Here is a 19655-nt window from a genome sequence, read left to right as displayed (position 1 = left end):
ATTGCTTATCCATCGTTACCATTAGGGGGCGGTTATGTTTATACACACTATCGGTATTGTTATTGTGCTCGTTATCTTGTTGATAGCCAGCATGTTCAGAGTACTGCGCGAATATGAACGTGCAGTGGTGTTTTTCCTTGGGCGCTTTTACGGTGTTAAAGGGCCGGGGTTAATTATCATCATTCCTTTCATCCAACAAATTGTGCGAGTGGATCTACGAACTATCGTGTTGGATGTTCCAACACAAGATTTGATCACTCGGGACAATGTGTCGGTGAAGGTGAATGCCGTGGTCTATTTTCGAGTGCTCGATCCGAAGATGGCGATCAATAACGTAGAGAATTACCTCGAAGCGACCAGTCAACTGTCACAAACAACGCTGCGTTCAGTATTAGGACAGCATGAGTTGGATGAATTGCTGTCTGAACGAGAAGAGTTAAATAGAGACTTACAAGCGATACTGGATCAACACACGGATAACTGGGGGATCAAGATTGCCAATGTCGAGATCAAGCATGTTGATCTGGATGACAGTATGGTGCGAGCCCTTGCTAAACAAGCGGAAGCCGAACGTTCACGTCGAGCTAAGGTGATCCATGCAACAGGGGAACTAGAAGCATCAACCAAGCTGAAAGAGGCTGCAGAGGTTCTTAATCAAGCGCCCAATGCGATTCAGCTGCGTTACATGCAAACACTAACAGAAGTAGCGAATGAGCGAACTTCTACAATCATATTCCCAATGCCCATCGATCTGGTCGAGAAGATAACCGATCCGATCAAAGCGACGCTCAATGAGGCTGCAATCAAGAAAGCGATGAAAGCCGATGACTAATTCGCTTAAATGAAGAGCAATAAAAAAGGCTCCACAACTGTGGAGCCTTTTACTATTTGAATCATCGGTCCTATTTCATGACCATTGATTACGAGTGTCTATTTAATGACCGTCGATTATTTCTGCGTAGCCGCTTTCATTGGCGTAACAAACTCCGCAAGTGCTTTAAGCATTGCTTCTGGTTGTTCAACGTTGTTTTCAATGATTCTCACAACCGCTGAGCCAGAGATAGCACCGGCAGCGCCAGCTACAATCGCTTCTTTCACTTGTTCAGGAGCTGAGATACCGAAACCAAGCAGTGCTGGTGGCGCGTCGAACTTGTTCAAGCGATCAAGCAGTGCCGTTACTGGCATGTTTGCTTTTGTTTCAGCACCCGTTACACCAGAACGCGAAAGTAGGTAGGTGTAACCACCACCTAGCTCAGAAACTGATTGAAGCGTTTCATCGCTTGCAGTTGGTGGAGCAATAAAGATTGGGTGAACGCCAAACTTTTCAGCTGCAGCAACAAACTCGCCGCTTTCATTGGTTGGTACATCAGCAATTAATACTGAATCGATACCTGCGTTTGCGCAGCGTTCGTAAAAATTTTCTATACCACGTGCGTAAACCAAGTTCGCGTACATCAGTAGGCCGATTGGTAGCTCTGGGTATTTAGCACGGATTTGACCAATAAGATCGAAGCACACATCTGGCGTTACTTTTGAATCTAAAGCACGAATGTTCGCACCTTGGATTGTTGGGCCATCTGCAAGCGGATCTGAGAATGGGATACCAAGCTCAAGTGCGTCAGCACCCGCTTCAACTAGCGTTTCCATGATCTTAAGAGACTGCTCTGGGTTAGGATCGCCAACCGTTACGAATGGTACGAATGCGCCCTGATTCTTTTCAGCTAAGCGAGTGAAGAGTGATTGATAGCGATCCATTATAATGCTCCTTTCTCTTTAAGAATGTCGTGTACAGAGAAAATGTCTTTGTCACCACGACCAGATAGATTAACCACTAATAGCTGTTCTTTCTCAGGGTCTTCGTGAGCCATTTTGACAGCGTGAGCCACAGCATGAGATGACTCTAGCGCTGCGATAATACCTTCTTTACGTGCAATCAATTGGAACGCTTCTAGCGCTTCGTCATCGGTCACGTTGTCGTATTCAGCACGGCCAATGGCATTTAGGTGAGCGTGTTGAGGACCCACTGATGGGAAATCTAGACCCGCAGAAACAGAGTAAGACTCTTCTACTTGGCCATTCTCATCTTGCATCAGTGGCGCTTTCATGCCGAAGAAAATACCGGTTTTACCGTGCTTTAGCGGCGCGCCGTGTTGGTCGGTATCAATACCTTTACCAGCAGGCTCTACACCGATCAGGCGAACAGACTCTTCTTCAATGAAGTCAGCGAACATACCGATAGCGTTTGAACCACCGCCGACACAAGCGATAACCGCATCTGGAAGGCGACCTTCACGAGCTAAGATTTGGTGCTTCGTTTCTTCACCAATCATGCGTTGGAAATCACGAACAATCGTTGGGAATGGGTGAGGGCCAGCCGCAGTACCCAATAGGTAGTGCGCGTCTTCATAAGTTGCAGACCAGTCACGTAGTGCTTCGTTACATGCATCTTTTAGCGTTGAAGAGCCAGAATGAACAGGGATAACCTCTGCGCCCATTAGCTTCATGCGGAATACGTTCGGGCTTTGACGCTCAACGTCTTTTGCACCCATGTAAACACGACACTTAAGGCCCAATAGAGCACAAGCTAGAGCCGTTGCAACACCATGTTGGCCTGCGCCAGTTTCAGCGATTATTTCCTGTTTACCCATACGTTTTGCTAGCAATGCTTGGCCAAGAACTTGGTTTGTCTTGTGAGCACCGCCGTGCAGTAGATCTTCACGCTTTAGGTACAGTTTGGTTTTTGTACCTTTAGTCAGGTTACGCGTTAGCGTTAGTGCCGTTGGACGACCAGCATACTCTTGTAGAAGTGTCATGAATTCACTGCGGAACTCAGGATCTGCTTGTGCATCGATAAATGCTTGTTCCAGTTGGTCTAGTGCTGGCACTAGGATCTGCGGTACGTATTGACCACCGTATTCACCAAAGTAGGCATCGAGTTTAGCCATTGTGTTATTCCTTCAATTCTATCGATGTGTATTCACACCAAGTCATTTAATCTTGCTTGAGCTTCGCAAAAGGCAAAGCTCACAAATATGTTTTTAGTTTCTGCTTTCTAATTTCTAGCGCCGAGCTTGGACTAGTAATTACGAATCGCTGCAAAAGCGCGTTGCAGTTTGTCTGCGTCTTTTTTACCTGGAGCCGATTCAACACCAGAGTTTAGGTCTAATCCTAAACAACCCAACTTAGCTGCTTGGTTAGCATTGTCTGGGTTTAGGCCACCCGCCAACATGATTGCGCTTTGGTTGTTGATTAGGCTCCAATCGAACGCTTGACCTGTACCACCCGTTTGAGAACCCACTTTAGTATCTAGCAGGTGACGAGTCACGTTGCTTTTCAGTAATTCTGGTAGCGCGCTTTTAGCACCGTTTTCAGCACCAGAAGCAACACCGTAAGCTTTCCAAATCTCAACGCTTTCAGGTAGTGATTGTTTTAGTTCATCGACAAATGCTTGAGACTCATCACCGTGCAGTTGCACCGCAAGTAAACCTAGCTCAGAAACCGTTTTCGCAACGTCAGTAACGCTATGATTTTGGAACACGCCCACGTAGTTCAAAGGTGCACCGCTCATGGTTAAACGAGCCGCTTCGATACCCACATGACGCTTAGATGCTTCAACGAAAATCAAACCACCGAATACCGCGCCGGCTTGATACGCTTTCGCTGCATCGTCAGAGTGAGTTAAACCACACACCTTGTTTTCACCGAGTGTTACTTTACGCACTGCGAGTTCAAGGTTCTTCTCTGCCATCAGAGAGCTGCCGATTAGGAAGCCGTCTGCAAATGTTGAAAGGTCACGTACTTGCTGATGGTTGTAGATGCCAGACTCTGAAATCACGACTGCGTTTGGAGCCAGTTCGCGAATCAGCGGAGCCAACTCTTTGGTACGGTTCAAATCAGTCGAAAGGTCACGCAGGTTACGGTTATTAATACCGATCACTTTTGCTTTTAAAGCGACTGCGCGGTGAAGCTCTTCTTCGTTGCTGACTTCGGTTAGTACACCCATATTTAGTGAGTGAGCGACGTTAGCAAGTGCTTTGTATTCTTCGTCATCTAATACCGATAGCATTAGCAAAATTGCGTCAGCTGAGTAGTGACGAGCTAGGTAAACTTGGTAGGTATCAACCATGAAGTCTTTACAAAGAATAGGTTGCTTAGCAATGCTGCGAACCTTTGGTAAAAACTCAAAGTCACCTTGAAAGTATTTCTCGTCTGTCAGTACTGAAATTGCGTTGGCGTGGTTGTTGTACACCGATGCAATGTAGTCCAAATCAAACTCGTCACGAATTAAACCTTTTGACGGAGATGCCTTCTTACATTCAGTGATGAAAACCGTTTGTTCGCTGCTCAGTGCATCATAAAAGCTGCGGTCTGTTGCGGTTAACGCTGCTTTAAACTCGTCCAATGGTTGAGTTTGCTTACGCGCTTCAACCCATTGGTATTTGTCACGAACGATTTTTGCTAATACTTCCGCCATTTCAGCTTCTTTGACTGAAACGTGGGTCGACAGTTTATCGGTAGTCTGTGTCATGTTCTTTGTCTCGTCGTTCGTTAGGCGTGTGCAGCAAGCTTTTGTACAAGCTCGTACGCTTTGCCAGAGTTCATTGCGTCAATCGCTTGCTGTGTGTTGGCTTTTAGATCTTCGTGACCAAATAGACGCATTAGCAGAGCAACGTTGACTGCCACAGCGCCAACTTGAGCATCTGTGCCTTTACCCGTCAGGATATCGGTTGTGATGGCTTTGTTCTCTTCTGGCTCGCCGCCCTTGATTGCTTCAAGAGGGTGAGTGTTCAGGCCAAAGTCTGACGGTGTCACTGTGTACTCGTGAATTTTGCCATCTTTAATTTCAGCAACGATTGTCTCGCCATGAATAGCCACTTCATCAAGGCCACTACCATGCACAACGGCAGCACGCTTCATGCCCATTTGCAGCATGGTTTCCGCGATAGGGCGTACTAGCTCTTTGCTGTAAACACCCATCAGCTCGATGTTAGGGCGAGCAGGGTTAATCAATGGACCAAGGATGTTGAAGATAGTGCGTGTTTTCATTGTTTGACGAACAGGCATCGCGTGACGTACACCGACGTGATATTGCGGAGCAAATAGGAATGCTACGCCAAGTTCATCGACAGCAGTACGAGTGTCTTCTGCTGTCATCGCTAGGTTAATACCGAACGAATCCAGTAAGTCAGAAGAGCCTGATTTGCTTGATACGCTGCGGTTGCCGTGCTTAGCTATTTTTAAACCACACGCTGCTGCTACAAATGCAGAAGTTGTAGAAATGTTGATGGTGTCATGACCGTCGCCACCTGTACCTACGATGTCTGCAAAATCGTAATCAGGACGTGGGAACGGGTTTGCATTGGCAAGCAGTGCTTTCGCTGCGCCAGCGATTTCATCCGGCGTTTCGCCTTTGATTTTCAGTGCAGTAAGCGCAGAAGCCATCAAAATTGGGTCTAGTTCGCCCTTGATGATCACATCAAACAGTTGTTGGCTTTCTTCTTGAGTAAGAGACTGTTGTTCGTAAAGTTTATTAATCTGTTCCATGATCGTTTCCTAGTTAGTCTTTTTATCAAGAGTAGAGCTTTTCTCTAGATGAAGAGGTTTCTCAAGAGCCCATTCGATAGCGTTCGCTAGAAGCGTTGCACCGTAGGTCGTCATAATCGATTCAGGGTGGAATTGGAATCCACAAACCTTGTCTTGTTCTTGAACTACAGACATTACCAAATCATCGACTTCAGCGGTCACTGTTAGGCTATCGGATACATGCGTTGCCACTAAAGAGTGGTAGCGAGCGATAGCCAGCGGCGAAGGTAAGCCTTGGTAAGTCGCATGGTTTTGGTGTTCCATCATCGACACCTTACCATGAATGATTTCGCCAGCGCCTGCAACGGTGCCGCCGTAGGCTTCAACAATCGCTTGGTGGCCTAAGCAAATACCAATCATTGGCACTTTGCCTTTTAGCAGCTGAATTAGCTCAGGCATGCAGCCCGCATCCGCTGGAGCGCCAGGGCCTGGTGAAAGCAGTGCAACAGGGTTGTCTAGTTCGTTGATCGCCGCTTCAACTACTTTTGCAGGAATGTTGTTACGGTAAATCTTTACGCTGTGACCTAATGAACGAAACTGGTCTACAAGGTTGTAAGTGAACGAGTCGAAGTTGTCGATGAATACAATATCAGCCATGATTACGACTCCTTCTTACTTGATGAGTGTTGGTTTGTAGCAGAGCTCTTAGTGTGAGCTGCTTGGATCGCTGAGATAACCGCTTGTGCTTTGCCGCGAGTTTCATCGGCTTCTGCTTGTGGGTCTGAATCGAACACCACACCAGCGCCAGCTTGTACTTGTGCAACGCCATCTTCAACGTAAGCAGAACGAATCACGATACAAGTATCTAGAGTCCCTTCACCGGTTAGATAACCGACTGCACCACCGTAGCTACCACGACGCGTTTTTTCTACGTCGCGGATAAGCTGCATTGCACGAATTTTAGGTGCGCCCGTTAGCGTACCCATGTTCATACAAGCTTGGTAAGCGTGCAGTGCATCTAAGTCTTCACGTAGCTGACCAACAACACGAGAAACCAAGTGCATCACATGGCTGTAGCGATCCACTTTCAACAAGTCTGCTACGTGGCGAGTGCCTGCTTCGGCAATACGAGCCACATCGTTACGTGCTAGGTCAACAAGCATCATGTGCTCGGCGTTTTCTTTCTTGTCGGTACGCAGTTCAAGCTCAATACGGCTGTCTAGATCGAAATCGATTTGGCCATTCGGGCGCTTACCGCGGCGACGAGTACCAGCAATTGGGTAAATCTCGATTTGGTTGGTTTCTGTCTCGTATTTCAGAGCACTTTCTGGAGAAGCACCAAACAGAGTAAATAGCTCGTCTTGCATATAGAACATGTAAGGGCTTGGATTACTTTGCTTGAGCTCTTTATAAGCCGCCAGTGGAGCAGGGCAAGGCAGCGTGAAGCGGCGTGAAGGTACAACTTGGAATACATCGCCTTTTACTACGTATTCTTTTAAGTCACGAACCGTTTGGCAGAAGTCTTCATCTGAAACGCTTGGTACAGCTTCAACGTTGTCGAGCGGCGTTACTTCTGTGATGGCTTTCAATGACTGACATTGTGTTTGAATGTCAGCTAGACGTTCAGTTAACTGTGTTCTGATGTTTTCATCTTGAGTGAATAAGCTGGCGTGAAGCAGACCTTCGTTCTCTTGGTGATCGAAACGCAATAGTGTTTCAGCAACGTAGAAAACAAAGTCAGGGCAGTTGTTAGTCGCTTCCGCATCGCCTAGCGGTTCAAAGTTCGCCACAATGTCGTAAGCGAATAGGCCAGCCATGAATAACGCGTGCTTGTTATCAGCGTCTTGCTCAAAGCTGTGTTGAACCAAACGCAGTGCATCGAATGAAGAAGCTTCTCTTAAACGTGAGTCTTCATCTAATTCGTTGCTTGGTTCGACAAAAATCAGCGTCAAAACGTTAGCGGTAAGGTCAGATTTGATCTCTGTTTTAACGTTTTGAGCTAGGTGTTCGATTAGCGCTTGACCATTTTGAGTCAACGCTTGAAAGGTTACTTCATGTCCGCGACATACGATGCGAACAGCAGAGTCGATAAGGAGTAGGCTTGTCAGGTTCTGTTTAGATTCAATCTCAGCAGATTCCAACAACAGACTGTCTGTTTTGTTTTCACACAGAGTATGAAAAACACTGGTTGGATCTTGCGAGTAAGGAACGGAAGAATTGATGACCTCAATGGTTCCCAGCTTTTTGATTTCAATGGCCTTGTTCACAAGACCTCCTTTATGATTCTTTAAATTTCCTGCCGTACATAGTCGCATAAAGATACCTTTCACCCAATCTAGAATATGGTCAATTCGTTGATTTGTTAGTCAGTTGAATGTGAGATGTTCGACAAATTAAAAAGCCCGCTATGAAAGCGGGCTTAGTGATAACTTTTTTATAAACAAACTGTTTAATTAGAAGTACACGTTGGCCCACCAAGAACTTGTCCAAGTGCGCCACCAATTAAGCTCTGAACTTGCTTCTACTGAAGAAAGTTCTAAAACTTTATCTTTATGGTTTTGGTTAAATTCTTGTAACATAGTGAACCTATCAAATGTGATACTTCGTATTTGTGTACTAGTTAACTAGTTTTGCGCTTGCAGGTCAAGTGCGTTGACACAAATATAACGATAAAAATTGAAAACAATGAAAAAGAATATATGAGAATTGATCTACATAGTCATACAACAGCCTCAGATGGCCGACTTACTCCACCTGAACTGATTGACCGAGCGTTAGGCTTTAACATCGAAGCGTTAGCGATTACAGATCATGATACGACTGATGGGCTTGCTGAAGCTCGCAGCTATATTGCTGATAACAATCTTCCTATTCAGTTGATTAACGGCATCGAGATCTCAACCGTTTGGCAAAACAAAGATATCCATATTGTTGGGTTAAACGTCGATCCTGAATCACCAGAATTGAAAGCGTTAATAGAACAACAAAAGCTTCATCGTATTGGGCGTGCTGAGATGATTGCTCAACGACTCGAGAAAGCGACCCGTGAAGGCGTTTTGGAAGAAGTTAAATTGATTGCTGGTGATGCACCAATTACTCGAGCGCACTTTGCGAAGTGGTTAGTCGACAACGGCTACGCGAAAACCATGCAGCAAGTGTTTAAAAAGTTTCTTACGCGCAACAATCCAGGTTATGTGCCGCCAACATGGTGCTCAATGAGTGATGCTGTAACGGCTATTCATGCGGCTGGCGGTCAAGCGGTATTGGCTCACCCTGCGCGATATGGACTTACAGCCAAGTGGGTTAAACGTCTGCTCGCTGCATTTGTTGAAGCAAATGGTGACGCTATGGAAGTGGCTCAACCTCAGCAAGCACAACAAGAAAGACGCACACTTGCGGATTATGCTATACAATACAAACTATTAGCCTCCCAAGGCAGTGACTTCCATTATCCATCTCCGTGGATGGAACTTGGACGTAATCTCTGGCTACCTTCTGGGGTCGAAGAAGTATGGAAAGATTGGGAGTTTCAAACGGTTTCACTAACTGATACTGATGACAGTATTTAGGTGAACCAGCTCCTTCTGATGATAGAGTCGAGAGATTCGATAACGAGGATCAACAATGAGCCAGTTTTTTTATGTACACCCAGATAACCCACAAGCGCGCTTAATTACTCAAGCTGTTGCGATTATTCGTAGTGGTGGTGTGGTGGTTTATCCAACAGATTCCGGTTATGCGCTGGGCTGTCAGCTTGAAAATAAACAAGCACTTGAACGCATCTGTAAAATTCGTCGAATCGATGATAAGCACAATTTCACCTTGTTATGCCGTGATCTTTCTGAGTTGTCACTGTATGCACGAGTTGATAACGTTGCTTTCCGTCTGCTTAAGGCGCACACGCCCGGTGCTTACACGTTTATCTTCAAAGCAACCAAAGAAGTGCCGAAACGTTTGATGAACGCGAAACGTAAAACGATTGGTATTCGTGTACCAGACAACAAAATTGCACTTGACCTGTTGGAAGCAATGGGCGAGCCATTGATGTCGACGTCTCTAATTCTTCCGGGTAACGAGACAACTGAATCGGATCCAGAAGAAATTCGCGACAGCCTAGAGCATGCGGTTGATGTCATTTTGAATGGCGGCTATCTAGGTGAGCAACCGACTACGGTTATTGACTTCAGTGACGATGATGCCGTTGTTTTACGTCGTGGTGCCGGCGATCCAGCGCCGTTTGAATAATAGCGTTACTGATTAACAGTCTGTAACGAAACAGCAAACCTGCCAGAGTAAATAACAAGTGCTTTTTGGTAGGTTATTTGCGATAATACGCGACCGCGATTTGGTCGCGAAAAATTCATTCGACGTCTGTGAAGACGACAATTAGGTAGAAAAGAGTAAATGAGCGAAAAATTACAGAAGGTTTTAGCGCGAGCTGGTCACGGTTCTCGTCGTGAACTAGAAGGTTTAATCAAATCTGGTCGTGTAAGTGTTAACGGTCAAGTTGCGAAATTGGGTGAGCGTCTTGAAGACGAGAACTCAGTGATCCGTATCGATGGCCACACTATTACAGGCAAAGCCTCTGAAGAAGTGGTTTGTCGTGTACTTGCTTACTACAAACCTGAAGGTGAGCTTTGTACTCGTCACGATCCTGAAGGTCGCCGTACTGTTTTCGATCGTCTACCTAAGATCCGTGGTTCTCGTTGGATTTCAGTTGGTCGTCTTGATGCAAACACATCAGGCCTACTGTTGTTCACAACCGATGGTGAACTAGCAAACCGCCTAATGCACCCAAGCCGTCAGGTTGAGCGTGAGTACCTAGTACGTGTATTTGGTGAAGTAACCGAGCAAAAAGTTAAGAACGTGACTCGTGGCGTTCAACTTGAAGATGGTATGGCTCGTTTCGAAGATGTGGTTTACGCTGGCGGTGAAGGTATGAACCATACTTTCTACGTAGCAATTAACGAAGGTCGTAACCGTGAGGTTCGTCGTCTTTGGGAATCACAAGAAACAACAGTAAGCCGTCTGAAACGTGTACGTTACGGTGATATCTACCTTGATAAGAAACTGCCTCGTGGCGGTTGGAAAGAGCTAGATCTTCAAGAAGTAAACTACTTGCGTGAGCTTGTAGAACTTCAGCCAGAAAAAGAGACACTGTTGGATCTTGATCCTGCAAACACTTCTCGTAAGCGTGAGCGTTCTCGTAGCCAGAAAATTCGTCGTGCTGTTAAGCGTCACGAAGAGCGTGCAAATGCTCCTAAAGGCCGTAGTAACCAGACTAAGCGTAAGAAGCCTGCTACTCGCGGTACTACAACACCTGATTCAGGTCGTAGTGCTCCAGCGACCAATGGCAAACCTCAGGCTACCAAAAAGCCTAAATTGAACAACGGACGCCCGGCTAAACCGGCTAAGCCAAGATCACGTAAGTAATTACACCAGTAGTTGCTACAGTTCTTAAGCTTAAAGCTTAATCCAACGTTTCGAATACTAAAAAACCTGCTAACTTAGCAGGTTTTTTTTCGTCTTGAATATAGCGCAGTTCAAATCATGTGGAAGTGCTTACCAAGTAGAAACGATTAACCAGGTAGAAGTGCTTCACTAGCTAGGGTGACTAGCTATGGACTACGATTGGTATTAGGTCACTTTCAAATGATTAGAAAAATTATCACCCTTCGCCATGCGGTCATACAAAATAACATTGACCGCGGCAGCAAGATTCATGCAGCCATTGGTCGGAACGTAGATGGTTTCACGACAGAAGTCCGTGATCTCTTTTTTCAGAGTCCCATCTTCAGGGCCGAAGATATAAAAAGCACGAGGTGGGTGTTTATAATCAGGCAGAGGCTTAGCGCCTTCTATCAAATCAACCGCGATTGGTACGCAGCCAACTGGAATAATGTCTTTCAGGTCTTCAACACCAATTAATGGTAGCTCAAGGTGCTTTTCTTTGGTGTCGGTATGAAACTGTCGAGCGTGGTCATAACGGGTGCCCGTATAAAATACAGAGTTTGCTCCGTAGCAACCAGCTGCTCGCATTACTGAGCCAACATTTTCGGGGGTTTTGGGATTTACTAATCCAACACAGGCGTAGCCTTTGGATAGGGTATCTGTCTTTGCTTTGGTCATAATTTTGTAGAGTTGCAGTTTGGTAAAGTGATGAGGCTATGAAGTCGTAAGAAAACCAGCTCAGTACTCTGAGCTGGTTTAAGAAGAGCCTAGTCGCGTTTCCACAACATGTGACAGAACTTGTGTTCAGGGTCACGGCTGATCAGCAGACAAGCGAAAACGTCATCTAAGACATCATCAGCTTCATTTACAAGACCAATACGTACTTCAGCGTAGATCTCTTTGTCGACTTCAAAGCCAACATGTTCAACCCAATCGTCACCAGTTTCAACAAGTTCTGCAGCGCCACGATCTTCAAACTGAGCCGTGAATAGGATCACGTCTGCTGGTTCAAGGTTATCAGGAGCCATCTCTAGAAATATGTCGTATGCAGTGTCAATTGCGTCGTCGTAAGACATTAGGTCGTTAGCTTCGGTCATAATAAATATCTTAGCTTGCGCGGTTCATGTATTTACGTTCAGCTGTGTTCACAACAACTTTGTCGCCAGTTGCAATGTACTCAGGAACTTGAACAGTAAGGCCTGTAGACAGACGGGCTGGCTTAGTACGAGCTGAAGCAGATGCACCTTTGATTGAAGGGTCTGTTTCTTCGATTACTAGCTCAACTGAAGTTGGTAGTTCAAGAGTCGCCGCAGTACCGTCGATAAGAATCGCGTACATACCTTGCGTATCTTCGTTGATGAACAGCAGTTCGTCTTCGATCATTTCACCGTTGAAGATGAACTGTGAGTAATCTTCGTTATCCATGAAGATGTACTCGTTGCCGTCAACGTAAGAGAACATCACTGCACGCTTAGTTACGTCGATAGTTTCAACGATTTCGTCAGCCTTGTGGCGAACTTCTGTTTTAACGCCAGTTGCTACATCGTGACCACGGAAGCGGTAAATCTTTTGACCGCCACGGCCACCTGGTGTTGTCACTTCGATATCTTTTACTAGTACTGTTTTGCCATCAACGTTGATCGCAAAACCTTTTTTAATCTCACTTGCTCTAGGCATTTTGTGTTTGTCCTTATTGGGTCTATCCGGTGATTATATCTCGTAGACGCTATAAATAGGAATAGCTTGAATCATAAAGTCACCTAAGCGATCATAGAGAGACAGTTAAATCATTATTTTATTTACCGAAACGACCTATGCAGCTACCTGTTATTGACCCAACACAGCCATTTCAACCTGAATTCCAACCTGTGGTTAACGATCTGATTACCTTTTTAAAAGGTGGGTTAGGATCCAATCTACACAGTGTCTATGTTTATGGCAGTGTGGCACGCAAACAAGCCGTCGTCGGTCGCTCGAATCTAGATGTGGTTGTGGTTACCCATCGTCCTTTCCCAGATCAACGAACCACGCTGCTGAATACCATCAAATGGCGTTTTCAAAAGAGCTTCCCGCAGGTCACTCAAGTGGCGATTAAAACTACCTTGGTGAGCGAGATCGTTGATTTCGACAACATATTCACGTGGGGCTTTATGCTCAAGCATTTAGCTGTGTGCGTGCATGGTGAAGATTTATCGGATTGTTATGGTGATTTTGAAACAAGTTGGGAAATCGCTAAGCACTGGAATATGGATGCGGAAAACTGGTTAGCGGTGTATCGCAATAAGATCGCCCGAGCAACAACGCCAGAACAACAAGTTGCAGCACAGGTGATCATTGCTAAAAAGCTACTGCGAGCGAGTTACTCTTTGGTGATGTATCGTGACAAATATTGGTTCGATGACCCAATAGAGTGTGGTCAACAGTTCTTGAAGTATCACCCAGATAAAGACGTCGAAATCCAAAGGTTAGGCATTTTACTTTCTGGTAGACCGATTCCTAAACGTTCGGTGATAGGGATTCTTGATGGCTTTGGCGAGTGGCTGGTTAAGCAGTATCAGAAAACTGAGTTTCGAATCGGGTAGGGGTTCGTAAGCTATCCATTGATATGAAAAAGCAGAGCGAGTTATGAACTCCTCTGCTTTTTTCGTGTTGATGCCTGGCTCGAGTTTTAATAGATACCTCGAGTCTAATGTCGCCTAGAAAAGAGGGTTCAATCTAGAACAGACCTAGCTGCTGCCCGCTGACTCGTTCAAAATCTAAACCGATGAAGGGCAAGATAGCTTCTGCGACCGGTTTGATTTGTTTGTCGATGTAATGCTGATAATCGATGCCACTCTTCAAATACTCCTTTGGCTCAGGGCCACTCAGCGTAATCAAATATTCAATACGCCCTTTGTTTTGGTATTGAAGCGGGCGACCAAGTTTGGCATTTATCTCATCGGCCATACGAGCTGCGCGAACCTGTGGCGGAATGTTTTTTTGATACTCGTGTAGTTTGCGGCGCAAACGCTTTTGGTACACCAGTAAATCATCGTGTTTACCGGCAGCGGTTTCATCGACAAACTGTCTGACATAGTCCGTTGGATCTTGGTCGTGAAACACCATCTCATACAGGGTTTGTTGGAATTGCTGCGCGAGAGGTGTCCAATCGGTTCGCGCACTTTCAAGCCCTTTAAAGATGATCTTCTCTTGGTCGCCTTGATTGATCAAGCCTGCATAGCGTTTCTTCGAGCCGGTTTCTGAACCTCTAATAGTTGGCATTAGAAACTTGCGATAGTGAGTTTCGTATTCCAATTCAAGTATTGAGGTTAGGTTGTAGGTTTCTTTTAAGTGATTCGTCCACCAGTCGTTGATGTAAGCGACTAATGTGTTTCCGATCTCATCTGCTTTTTTCTGATCATAACTGCCGTTTAGCGATACGAAGGTTGAATCGGTATCTCCGTAAATTACTTGATAACCTTTATCCTCGATTAGAACCTTGGTTTGCTTCATGATCTCATGCCCACGCATAGTGATCGATGAGGCCAAACGGGTATCGAAGAAGCGACAGCCAGAAGAGCCAAGCACACCATAGAAGGAGTTCATGATGATCTTAATCGCTTGAGAGAATGCTTTTTCGTTGTTCTTCTTTGCAACGTCACGTGCTGCCCACAGGTTTTCGATCATCTCTGGTAGAAAGTGTTTAGAGCGATGGAACTGACCGCCACGAAACCCAGCCACCGCTTGGTCTTCTTCAGAGCCTAACTCTAACTTTAGTCCTTCTATCAGCCCCATTGGATCAATCAAGAAAGAACGAATGATCGATGGGTAAAGGCTCTTAAAATCGAGTACCAAAACCGAGTCGTATAGATTAGGAATGGAATCCATCACGTAGCCGCCGGGGCTGGCAATCCAGTTCTCGGGCTCTAAATTAGGCGCGACGTAACCTGCTCGGTGTATTTGAGGCATGTATAAATTAGTAAAGGCCGCAACAGAGCCACCAACACGATCCAGTTCGACACCGGTTAATCGAGAGCGCTCAATCGCGAAGTCGAGTAGGTGAGTGTGCTCGAAGATGCGGTTTACTAGCACGCAGTCTTGCAGGTTGTACTTGGCGAGCGAAGGCTTATCGAACTTAAACATCCGGTTTATCTCATCCATGCGGTCGTGAACGTTATGGATGTCCTTACCTTCGCCGAGTAGCTCCTGAGATACCGATTCAAGAGACCAAGAGCGGAAGTGGTAGGTCGCTGTCTTGAGCATGTCGATGCCATCCAACACAACGCGGCCTGGAATAGTGATAAAGCCTTGCTGGTTTTGTGCAGAACTACGGAAGAAACTTGGTTGATTGTCTCTACCAATATTGAGCTTCACTTCGTTCCATTCTGAACGTTTGTGCAGCAGCCTAAAATCGAAATCAATGACATTCCATCCGATGATGATGTCGGGGTCAAATTCAGAAAACCATCTAATCATCGCCTCTAGTAGAGCTTTCTCATTAGGGACCCATTGGATGTTTGTGTCAGCCTCTTGTGGTTCGCCGACCATGATGACTCGGCTGTCCATCGGGCTGTCTAAGCCAATGGAATAAAGCACACCTTTTTCTGAGCATTCAATATCAAGCGAAACCACAGATAAACTGGGTAAGTATTCGCCCGCTCTGCATTTTGCATTGGAGACTCTAAGATGCTGACTTTTTTGCACGGCAGTCCCAGTGAACTCAATGCTGCCTTTGATAAAGCGTTCCATCAGATATCGATCGGCGAGTCGAATATCGCTTTCAAAGGTCTGAATCTCTTCGCTGTGAAAGGCTTGTGCTAAGCCAAAGCTACTTCTCGAAAGTGAGGTGTAACATGCGGCGAGAGGAGTTTGATCGAATGTGGCTAGTTCTAGAGACTTGAATTGGCAATCGATCGACTCTTTCGCTGCGATTGCCTGACATTCTTCAACGTCAGATTGAGCGACGAAAAATACAGGTTTTTCATTTTGAATCGTCAACAGAGTTGGGCCTTGAGGGGAGCTTAACCACAAGTCAATTTGGGTACGCCCTGAAAAGTCTCTCGCTTGTCTTGTGAGTACAAAGCCTTGCTGAATATCCAATGTAGTAACCTATTGAAATTGGGAATCGAATACTACCATCTAGCGGCTCTCTGCGCACAATAGGCAACCAAAATACTAACTAAATTCTAGTTAACAGAGGCAAATAACGGGACTCAATAAGCAAATAAGTGAAATTGTCGCGAATGGCTATTCAATGGTATTGAAAATATCTTTATCTTGTGTAATTTTATTGGGTGTTGTTTTAACTGGTTGATTTTTAGAAAAAGCTTGTTGTTTTAGTTAGCTTATTTGTTAATAAGTACTTGCTAAAGTTCGTGTTTCAGCACATATTCAACAGAGCTTTTTTTTAGTAATTAAGTTAAGATGTACTCAATGCTGCGATCCACTGTTCCTTTGTTCAATTGTTTCAAACAGATGAAATGACACAGTGGTTGCAGAGCCAATTAATAGTGTGGAGATACAAGTTTGATAAATGTTTTCCTTGTAGATGATCACGAGCTGGTTCGCACAGGGATACGACGTATTATTGAAGACGTCCGTGGAATGAACGTAGCAGGGGAAGCTGAAAGCGGTGAAGATGCTGCAAAATGGTGTCGTACTAATAATACTGACGTTATTTTGATGGATATGAATATGCCTGGTATTGGTGGCTTAGAAGCAACCAAGAAAATCTTGCGTTTCAACCCTGATGTTAAAATCATCGTTTTAACTGTTCATACGGAAAATCCGTTTCCAACTAAAGTGATGCAAGCTGGAGCTGCTGGTTACCTTACTAAAGGGGCAGGTCCGGATGAAATGGTAAATGCAATTCGAGTGGTTAATAGTGGCCAACGATACATTTCACCAGAAATTGCGCAGCAGATGGCTTTGAGCCAATTCTCGCCTGCGTCTGAAAATCCATTCGCAGACTTATCTGAGCGTGAACTTCAAATCATGATGATGATTACCAAAGGTCAGAAAGTGACGGATATTTCAGAACAACTCAATCTAAGTCCTAAAACAGTCAACAGTTACCGCTACCGTTTGTTCAGCAAATTGGATATCAGTGGCGATGTAGAGCTGACGCATTTAGCGATTAGACATGGAATGTTAGACACTGAGACCCTTTAACACTGAGATCGTATAGTGACCAACTTGTTTGACTCAGTGTCATTTCTCAAGACAGTAACAGAACAGCCCGGCGTTTATCGTATGTATAACGCCGAGGCTGTTGTTATCTACGTCGGTAAAGCAAAGAACCTCAAAAAACGCCTTTCCAGTTATTTCCGTAAAAAAGTCGACAGTGAAAAAACGCGCGCTTTAGTTAGCAATATCGATAAAATCGATGTCACTGTAACGCATACAGAAACAGAAGCTCTTATCCTTGAGCACAACTACATCAAGCAGTACCTACCGAAATACAACGTACTTCTGCGTGATGATAAGTCGTATCCCTATATTTTTATTAGCGGTCACAAACATCCTCGTTTGTCGATGCATCGTGGTGCTAAGAAGAAAAAGGGAGAGTACTTTGGTCCTTATCCTGATTCCGGTGCTGTGCGTGAGACGTTGCACCTAATACAGAAAATCTTTCCTGCTCGTCAGTGTGAGGATACGGTTTATGCCAACAGAACGCGCCCGTGTTTGATGTATCAGATTGGTCGTTGTGCTGCGCCTTGTGTTAGCTCAATTATCTCTGATGAAGAGTACAGCGAGCTTATCGACTACGTTCGTTTATTCCTCCAAGGGAAAGACAAGCTAGTTCTTGAGACACTCATCGACAAAATGGACAAGGCAAGCCAAGAGCTTCGCTTTGAGCAAGCTGCTGCTTTCCGTGACCAGATCCAAGCGATTCGACGCGTGCAAGAGCAACAGTACGTATCTGACGACTCAATGGAAGATATGGACGTGTTAGGTTTCGCTCAAGAAAATGGCGTGGCTTGTATTCACATCTTGATGATTCGCCAAGGAAAGGTGTTAGGCAGTAGAAGCCATTTCCCGAAAATTCCAAACAATACCGTGCGAGAGGAAGTCTTTTCGAGCTTTTTAAGCCAATATTATCTTGCACATAATGAAGCGAGAACTATACCAACTCGTCTCATCCTTAATGCTGATTTGATGAAAGATGTCACACCGATTCAAGAAGCCTTGTGTGAAGTTGCGGGTCGTAAGATTCACTTCAATACCAATCCTTCTGGAACTCGTGGTCGCTACCTTAAACTGTCTAACACCAATGCATTAACAGCCATTACCACCAAGATTAATCACAAGATGACGATCAATCAGCGATTTAAGGAACTTCAAGAAGTGCTGTCGATGGACGTTATCAAACGCATGGAATGTTTCGATATCAGTCACACCATGGGTGAAAGTACGATTGCATCTTGCGTGGTCTTCAATCAAGAAGGGCCAGTTAAACCGGAATACCGTCGTTACAACATCACAGGTATTACCGGTGGTGATGACTACGCTGCAATGGCTCAGGCGCTTGAGAGACGCTATTCAAAACAACTCGATGTCGACAAGATCCCAGACATCATTTTTATCGATGGCGGTAAAGGTCAGTTGAATCGTGCCCATGAGATCATTTCCAAATATTGGGATGATTGGCCGTTTCGACCTAGAATGATGGGTATTGCGAAAGGGGTAACACGTAAACCGGGTTTGGAAACCTTGGTGACCCTTGAAGGTGAAGAGTTTAATTTACCAAGTGATGCGCCAGCACTACACCTTATCCAACATATACGTGATGAAAGCCATAATCATGCGATTGCAGGGCATAGAGCAAAACGTGGTAAAACGCGTAGAACCAGTGCACTTGAAGGAATTGAAGGGGTAGGGCCTAAGCGCCGTCAATCTTTGCTGAAATATATGGGTGGCTTACAAGAACTTAAGCGTGCAACTGTCGAAGAAATAGCCAAAGTACCGGGCATTAGTCATTCTTTGGCAGAAAACATTTATCAAGCATTGAAACAATAGTAAAAATCCCGCACCATTAAAGCGCAATTAATAAGAGCCCAATAATATGCGTTTGAATATACCTAACATTTTGTCCTTACTGAGACTATTTTTGATCCCAGTATTCGTTGTTGTTTTTTACCTACCTTACCAATGGGCTCCTTTTGCTGCTGCAATGGTGTTTTGGGTAGCGGGTTTTACTGACTGGCTAGATGGCATGCTGGCTCGTAAACTCGGGCAAACGTCTCGCTTCGGTGCCTTTATTGACCCTGTAGCGGATAAAGTGCTGGTTGCTACGGCTCTTATCTTGATGACTGAGCATTACCATTCGATTTGGATAACGATTCCAGCGGTGACCATGATTGCTCGTGAGATTATCATTTCGGCGCTTCGTGAATGGATGGCTGAAATCGGTAAACGTGCAAGCGTTGCGGTATCTTGGGTTGGTAAAGTCAAAACCGTTTCTCAGATGTTCGCTCTTTGGGTACTGATCTGGCGATATGACGACTGGATGGTGTGGGTAGGTTACATTGCGCTCTATGTCGCAACTGTTCTGACTTACTGGTCAATGGCGCAATACTTGATGGCTGCCAAAGATGATTTGTTAGACGAAAAACATCATTGATGAAGAAGCGAGCTGAGGCTCGCTTTTTTGATCTTTAACCTAAGGTTAAGTTATCAATAGTGGATATCTAATGTGATAT

Annotated in this window: 19 protein-coding genes and 1 other annotated feature; of the genes, 8 read left to right on the top strand and 11 right to left on the bottom strand. The window is 45.1% G+C overall.

The window, feature by feature from the left end:
* Window positions 1-34 precede the first annotated feature (34 nt).
* Entirely contained in the window at window positions 35-832 is a 798-nt protein-coding gene (locus AC3CID_RS09825; protein WP_065204854.1) for a slipin family protein, read from the top strand.
* Window positions 833-948: 116 nt separating this feature from the next.
* On the opposite strand, the gene trpA is transcribed toward AC3CID_RS09825, so the two are convergent.
* The 7 genes from trpA to trpL2 form a co-directional block, all read right to left on the bottom strand.
* Window positions 949-1755, bottom strand: coding sequence for a tryptophan synthase subunit alpha (gene trpA, locus AC3CID_RS09820; RefSeq protein ID WP_488526489.1), 807 nt, complete (start codon window positions 1753-1755; stop codon window positions 949-951).
* Window positions 1755-2945, bottom strand: coding sequence for a tryptophan synthase subunit beta (gene trpB, locus AC3CID_RS09815; protein ID WP_054547336.1), 1191 nt, complete (start codon window positions 2943-2945; stop codon window positions 1755-1757). Before trpB ends, trpA begins: the two co-directional genes overlap by 1 nt.
* 131 nt (window positions 2946-3076) lie before the next feature.
* The gene (gene trpCF / locus AC3CID_RS09810) at window positions 3077-4528 is read right to left on the bottom strand and encodes a bifunctional indole-3-glycerol-phosphate synthase TrpC/phosphoribosylanthranilate isomerase TrpF (protein WP_488526488.1); all 1452 of its coding nucleotides are present in this window, start codon (window positions 4526-4528) and stop codon (window positions 3077-3079) included.
* A 20-nt stretch (window positions 4529-4548) separates the two neighbouring features.
* Window positions 4549-5544 (bottom strand): anthranilate phosphoribosyltransferase, encoded by a 996-nt coding sequence (gene trpD, locus AC3CID_RS09805; RefSeq protein ID WP_171330543.1) that lies wholly within the window; start codon window positions 5542-5544, stop codon window positions 4549-4551.
* Window positions 5545-5553: 9 nt separating this feature from the next.
* Complete coding sequence (locus tag AC3CID_RS09800) at window positions 5554-6180, bottom strand: aminodeoxychorismate/anthranilate synthase component II (protein ID WP_004729794.1); 627 nt, start codon at window positions 6178-6180, stop codon at window positions 5554-5556.
* A gap of 2 nt (window positions 6181-6182) precedes the next feature.
* Window positions 6183-7790, bottom strand: coding sequence for an anthranilate synthase component 1 (locus AC3CID_RS09795; RefSeq protein WP_488526487.1), 1608 nt, complete (start codon window positions 7788-7790; stop codon window positions 6183-6185).
* 125 nt (window positions 7791-7915) lie between these two features.
* Window positions 7916-8030 (bottom strand) — a sequence feature (Trp leader region).
* Window positions 7977-8102 (bottom strand): tryptophan operon leader peptide, encoded by a 126-nt coding sequence (trpL2, locus tag AC3CID_RS09790; protein WP_009848753.1) that lies wholly within the window; start codon window positions 8100-8102, stop codon window positions 7977-7979. Its footprint overlaps the feature before it by 54 nt.
* Window positions 8103-8222: 120 nt before the next feature.
* On the opposite strand from trpL2, the gene rnm reads away from it, so the two are divergent.
* The 3 genes from rnm to rluB all read left to right on the top strand — a co-directional run bounded on the left by rnm (window position 8223) and on the right by rluB (window position 10956).
* Window positions 8223-9092: an RNase RNM gene (gene rnm, locus AC3CID_RS09785; RefSeq protein WP_488526486.1), complete on the top strand. Its 870-nt coding sequence runs from the start codon at window positions 8223-8225 to the stop codon at window positions 9090-9092.
* Window positions 9093-9147: 55 nt separating this feature from the next.
* Window positions 9148-9768, top strand: coding sequence for an L-threonylcarbamoyladenylate synthase (locus AC3CID_RS09780; protein ID WP_017076369.1), 621 nt, complete (start codon window positions 9148-9150; stop codon window positions 9766-9768).
* A 159-nt stretch (window positions 9769-9927) separates the two neighbouring features.
* Entirely contained in the window at window positions 9928-10956 is a 1029-nt protein-coding gene (gene rluB, locus AC3CID_RS09775) for a 23S rRNA pseudouridine(2605) synthase RluB (RefSeq protein WP_004729784.1), read from the top strand.
* Window positions 10957-11160: 204 nt separating this feature from the next.
* Here the strand turns inward: rluB and AC3CID_RS09770 are convergent, their stop codons facing one another.
* The 3 genes from AC3CID_RS09770 to efpL form a co-directional block, all read right to left on the bottom strand.
* Window positions 11161-11652, bottom strand: coding sequence for an RNA methyltransferase (locus AC3CID_RS09770; RefSeq protein ID WP_004729783.1), 492 nt, complete (start codon window positions 11650-11652; stop codon window positions 11161-11163).
* A gap of 89 nt (window positions 11653-11741) precedes the next feature.
* Window positions 11742-12071 carry an HI1450 family dsDNA-mimic protein gene (locus AC3CID_RS09765; RefSeq protein WP_488526485.1) on the bottom strand — a complete coding sequence of 110 codons (330 nt, stop codon included), beginning with the start codon at window positions 12069-12071 and terminating at the stop codon, window positions 11742-11744.
* 10 nt (window positions 12072-12081) lie between these two features.
* Window positions 12082-12651, bottom strand: a complete 570-nt coding sequence (gene efpL, locus AC3CID_RS09760; RefSeq protein WP_114633732.1) for an elongation factor P-like protein EfpL — start codon at window positions 12649-12651, stop codon at window positions 12082-12084.
* A gap of 137 nt (window positions 12652-12788) precedes the next feature.
* On the opposite strand from efpL, the gene AC3CID_RS09755 reads away from it, so the two are divergent.
* Window positions 12789-13556: a nucleotidyltransferase family protein gene (locus AC3CID_RS09755; protein WP_004729780.1), complete on the top strand. Its 768-nt coding sequence runs from the start codon at window positions 12789-12791 to the stop codon at window positions 13554-13556.
* 133 nt (window positions 13557-13689) lie between these two features.
* Here the strand turns inward: AC3CID_RS09755 and AC3CID_RS09750 are convergent, their stop codons facing one another.
* Window positions 13690-16053, bottom strand: a complete 2364-nt coding sequence (locus AC3CID_RS09750) for a DNA polymerase II (RefSeq protein ID WP_488526484.1) — start codon at window positions 16051-16053, stop codon at window positions 13690-13692.
* Between the two features lie 426 nt (window positions 16054-16479).
* On the opposite strand from AC3CID_RS09750, the gene uvrY reads away from it, so the two are divergent.
* The 3 genes from uvrY to pgsA are packed head-to-tail and all read left to right on the top strand — an operon-like array spanning window position 16480 to window position 19576.
* Window positions 16480-17124 (top strand): UvrY/SirA/GacA family response regulator transcription factor, encoded by a 645-nt coding sequence (gene uvrY / locus AC3CID_RS09745; protein WP_004729778.1) that lies wholly within the window; start codon window positions 16480-16482, stop codon window positions 17122-17124.
* Between the two features lie 15 nt (window positions 17125-17139).
* A complete protein-coding gene (gene uvrC / locus AC3CID_RS09740) occupies window positions 17140-18972 on the top strand; it encodes an excinuclease ABC subunit UvrC (protein ID WP_488526483.1) in 1833 nt (610 codons plus the stop codon).
* Window positions 18973-19018: 46 nt separating this feature from the next.
* The gene (gene pgsA, locus AC3CID_RS09735) at window positions 19019-19576 is read left to right on the top strand and encodes a CDP-diacylglycerol--glycerol-3-phosphate 3-phosphatidyltransferase (protein ID WP_017078221.1); all 558 of its coding nucleotides are present in this window, start codon (window positions 19019-19021) and stop codon (window positions 19574-19576) included.
* Window positions 19577-19655: the final 79 nt, after the last annotated feature.

The organism is Vibrio sp. QJM3NY_21 (assembly GCF_057785975.1).
The sequence above is the reverse complement of the archived record's forward strand: the minus strand, read 5'-3'. Positions and strand labels throughout refer to the sequence as shown.

What these genes read in the sequence shown, in the direction of transcription:
- AC3CID_RS09825 (WP_065204854.1), top strand. Translation starts at nt 35, where the DNA reads ATGTTTATACACACTATCGGTATTGTTATTGTGCTCGTTATCTTGTTG.
- trpA (WP_488526489.1), bottom strand. Translation starts at nt 1,755, where the DNA reads ATGGATCGCTATCAATCACTCTTCACTCGCTTAGCTGAAAAGAATCAG.
- trpB (WP_054547336.1), bottom strand. Translation starts at nt 2,945, where the DNA reads ATGGCTAAACTCGATGCCTACTTTGGTGAATACGGTGGTCAATACGTA.
- trpCF (WP_488526488.1), bottom strand. Translation starts at nt 4,528, where the DNA reads ATGACACAGACTACCGATAAACTGTCGACCCACGTTTCAGTCAAAGAA.
- trpD (WP_171330543.1), bottom strand. Translation starts at nt 5,544, where the DNA reads ATGGAACAGATTAATAAACTTTACGAACAACAGTCTCTTACTCAAGAA.
- AC3CID_RS09800 (WP_004729794.1), bottom strand. Translation starts at nt 6,180, where the DNA reads ATGGCTGATATTGTATTCATCGACAACTTCGACTCGTTCACTTACAAC.
- trpL2 (WP_009848753.1), bottom strand. Translation starts at nt 8,102, where the DNA reads ATGTTACAAGAATTTAACCAAAACCATAAAGATAAAGTTTTAGAACTT.
- rnm (WP_488526486.1), top strand. Translation starts at nt 8,223, where the DNA reads ATGAGAATTGATCTACATAGTCATACAACAGCCTCAGATGGCCGACTT.
- AC3CID_RS09780 (WP_017076369.1), top strand. Translation starts at nt 9,148, where the DNA reads ATGAGCCAGTTTTTTTATGTACACCCAGATAACCCACAAGCGCGCTTA.
- rluB (WP_004729784.1), top strand. Translation starts at nt 9,928, where the DNA reads ATGAGCGAAAAATTACAGAAGGTTTTAGCGCGAGCTGGTCACGGTTCT.
- AC3CID_RS09770 (WP_004729783.1), bottom strand. Translation starts at nt 11,652, where the DNA reads ATGACCAAAGCAAAGACAGATACCCTATCCAAAGGCTACGCCTGTGTT.
- AC3CID_RS09765 (WP_488526485.1), bottom strand. Translation starts at nt 12,071, where the DNA reads ATGACCGAAGCTAACGACCTAATGTCTTACGACGACGCAATTGACACT.
- efpL (WP_114633732.1), bottom strand. Translation starts at nt 12,651, where the DNA reads ATGCCTAGAGCAAGTGAGATTAAAAAAGGTTTTGCGATCAACGTTGAT.
- AC3CID_RS09755 (WP_004729780.1), top strand. Translation starts at nt 12,789, where the DNA reads ATGCAGCTACCTGTTATTGACCCAACACAGCCATTTCAACCTGAATTC.
- pgsA (WP_017078221.1), top strand. Translation starts at nt 19,019, where the DNA reads ATGCGTTTGAATATACCTAACATTTTGTCCTTACTGAGACTATTTTTG.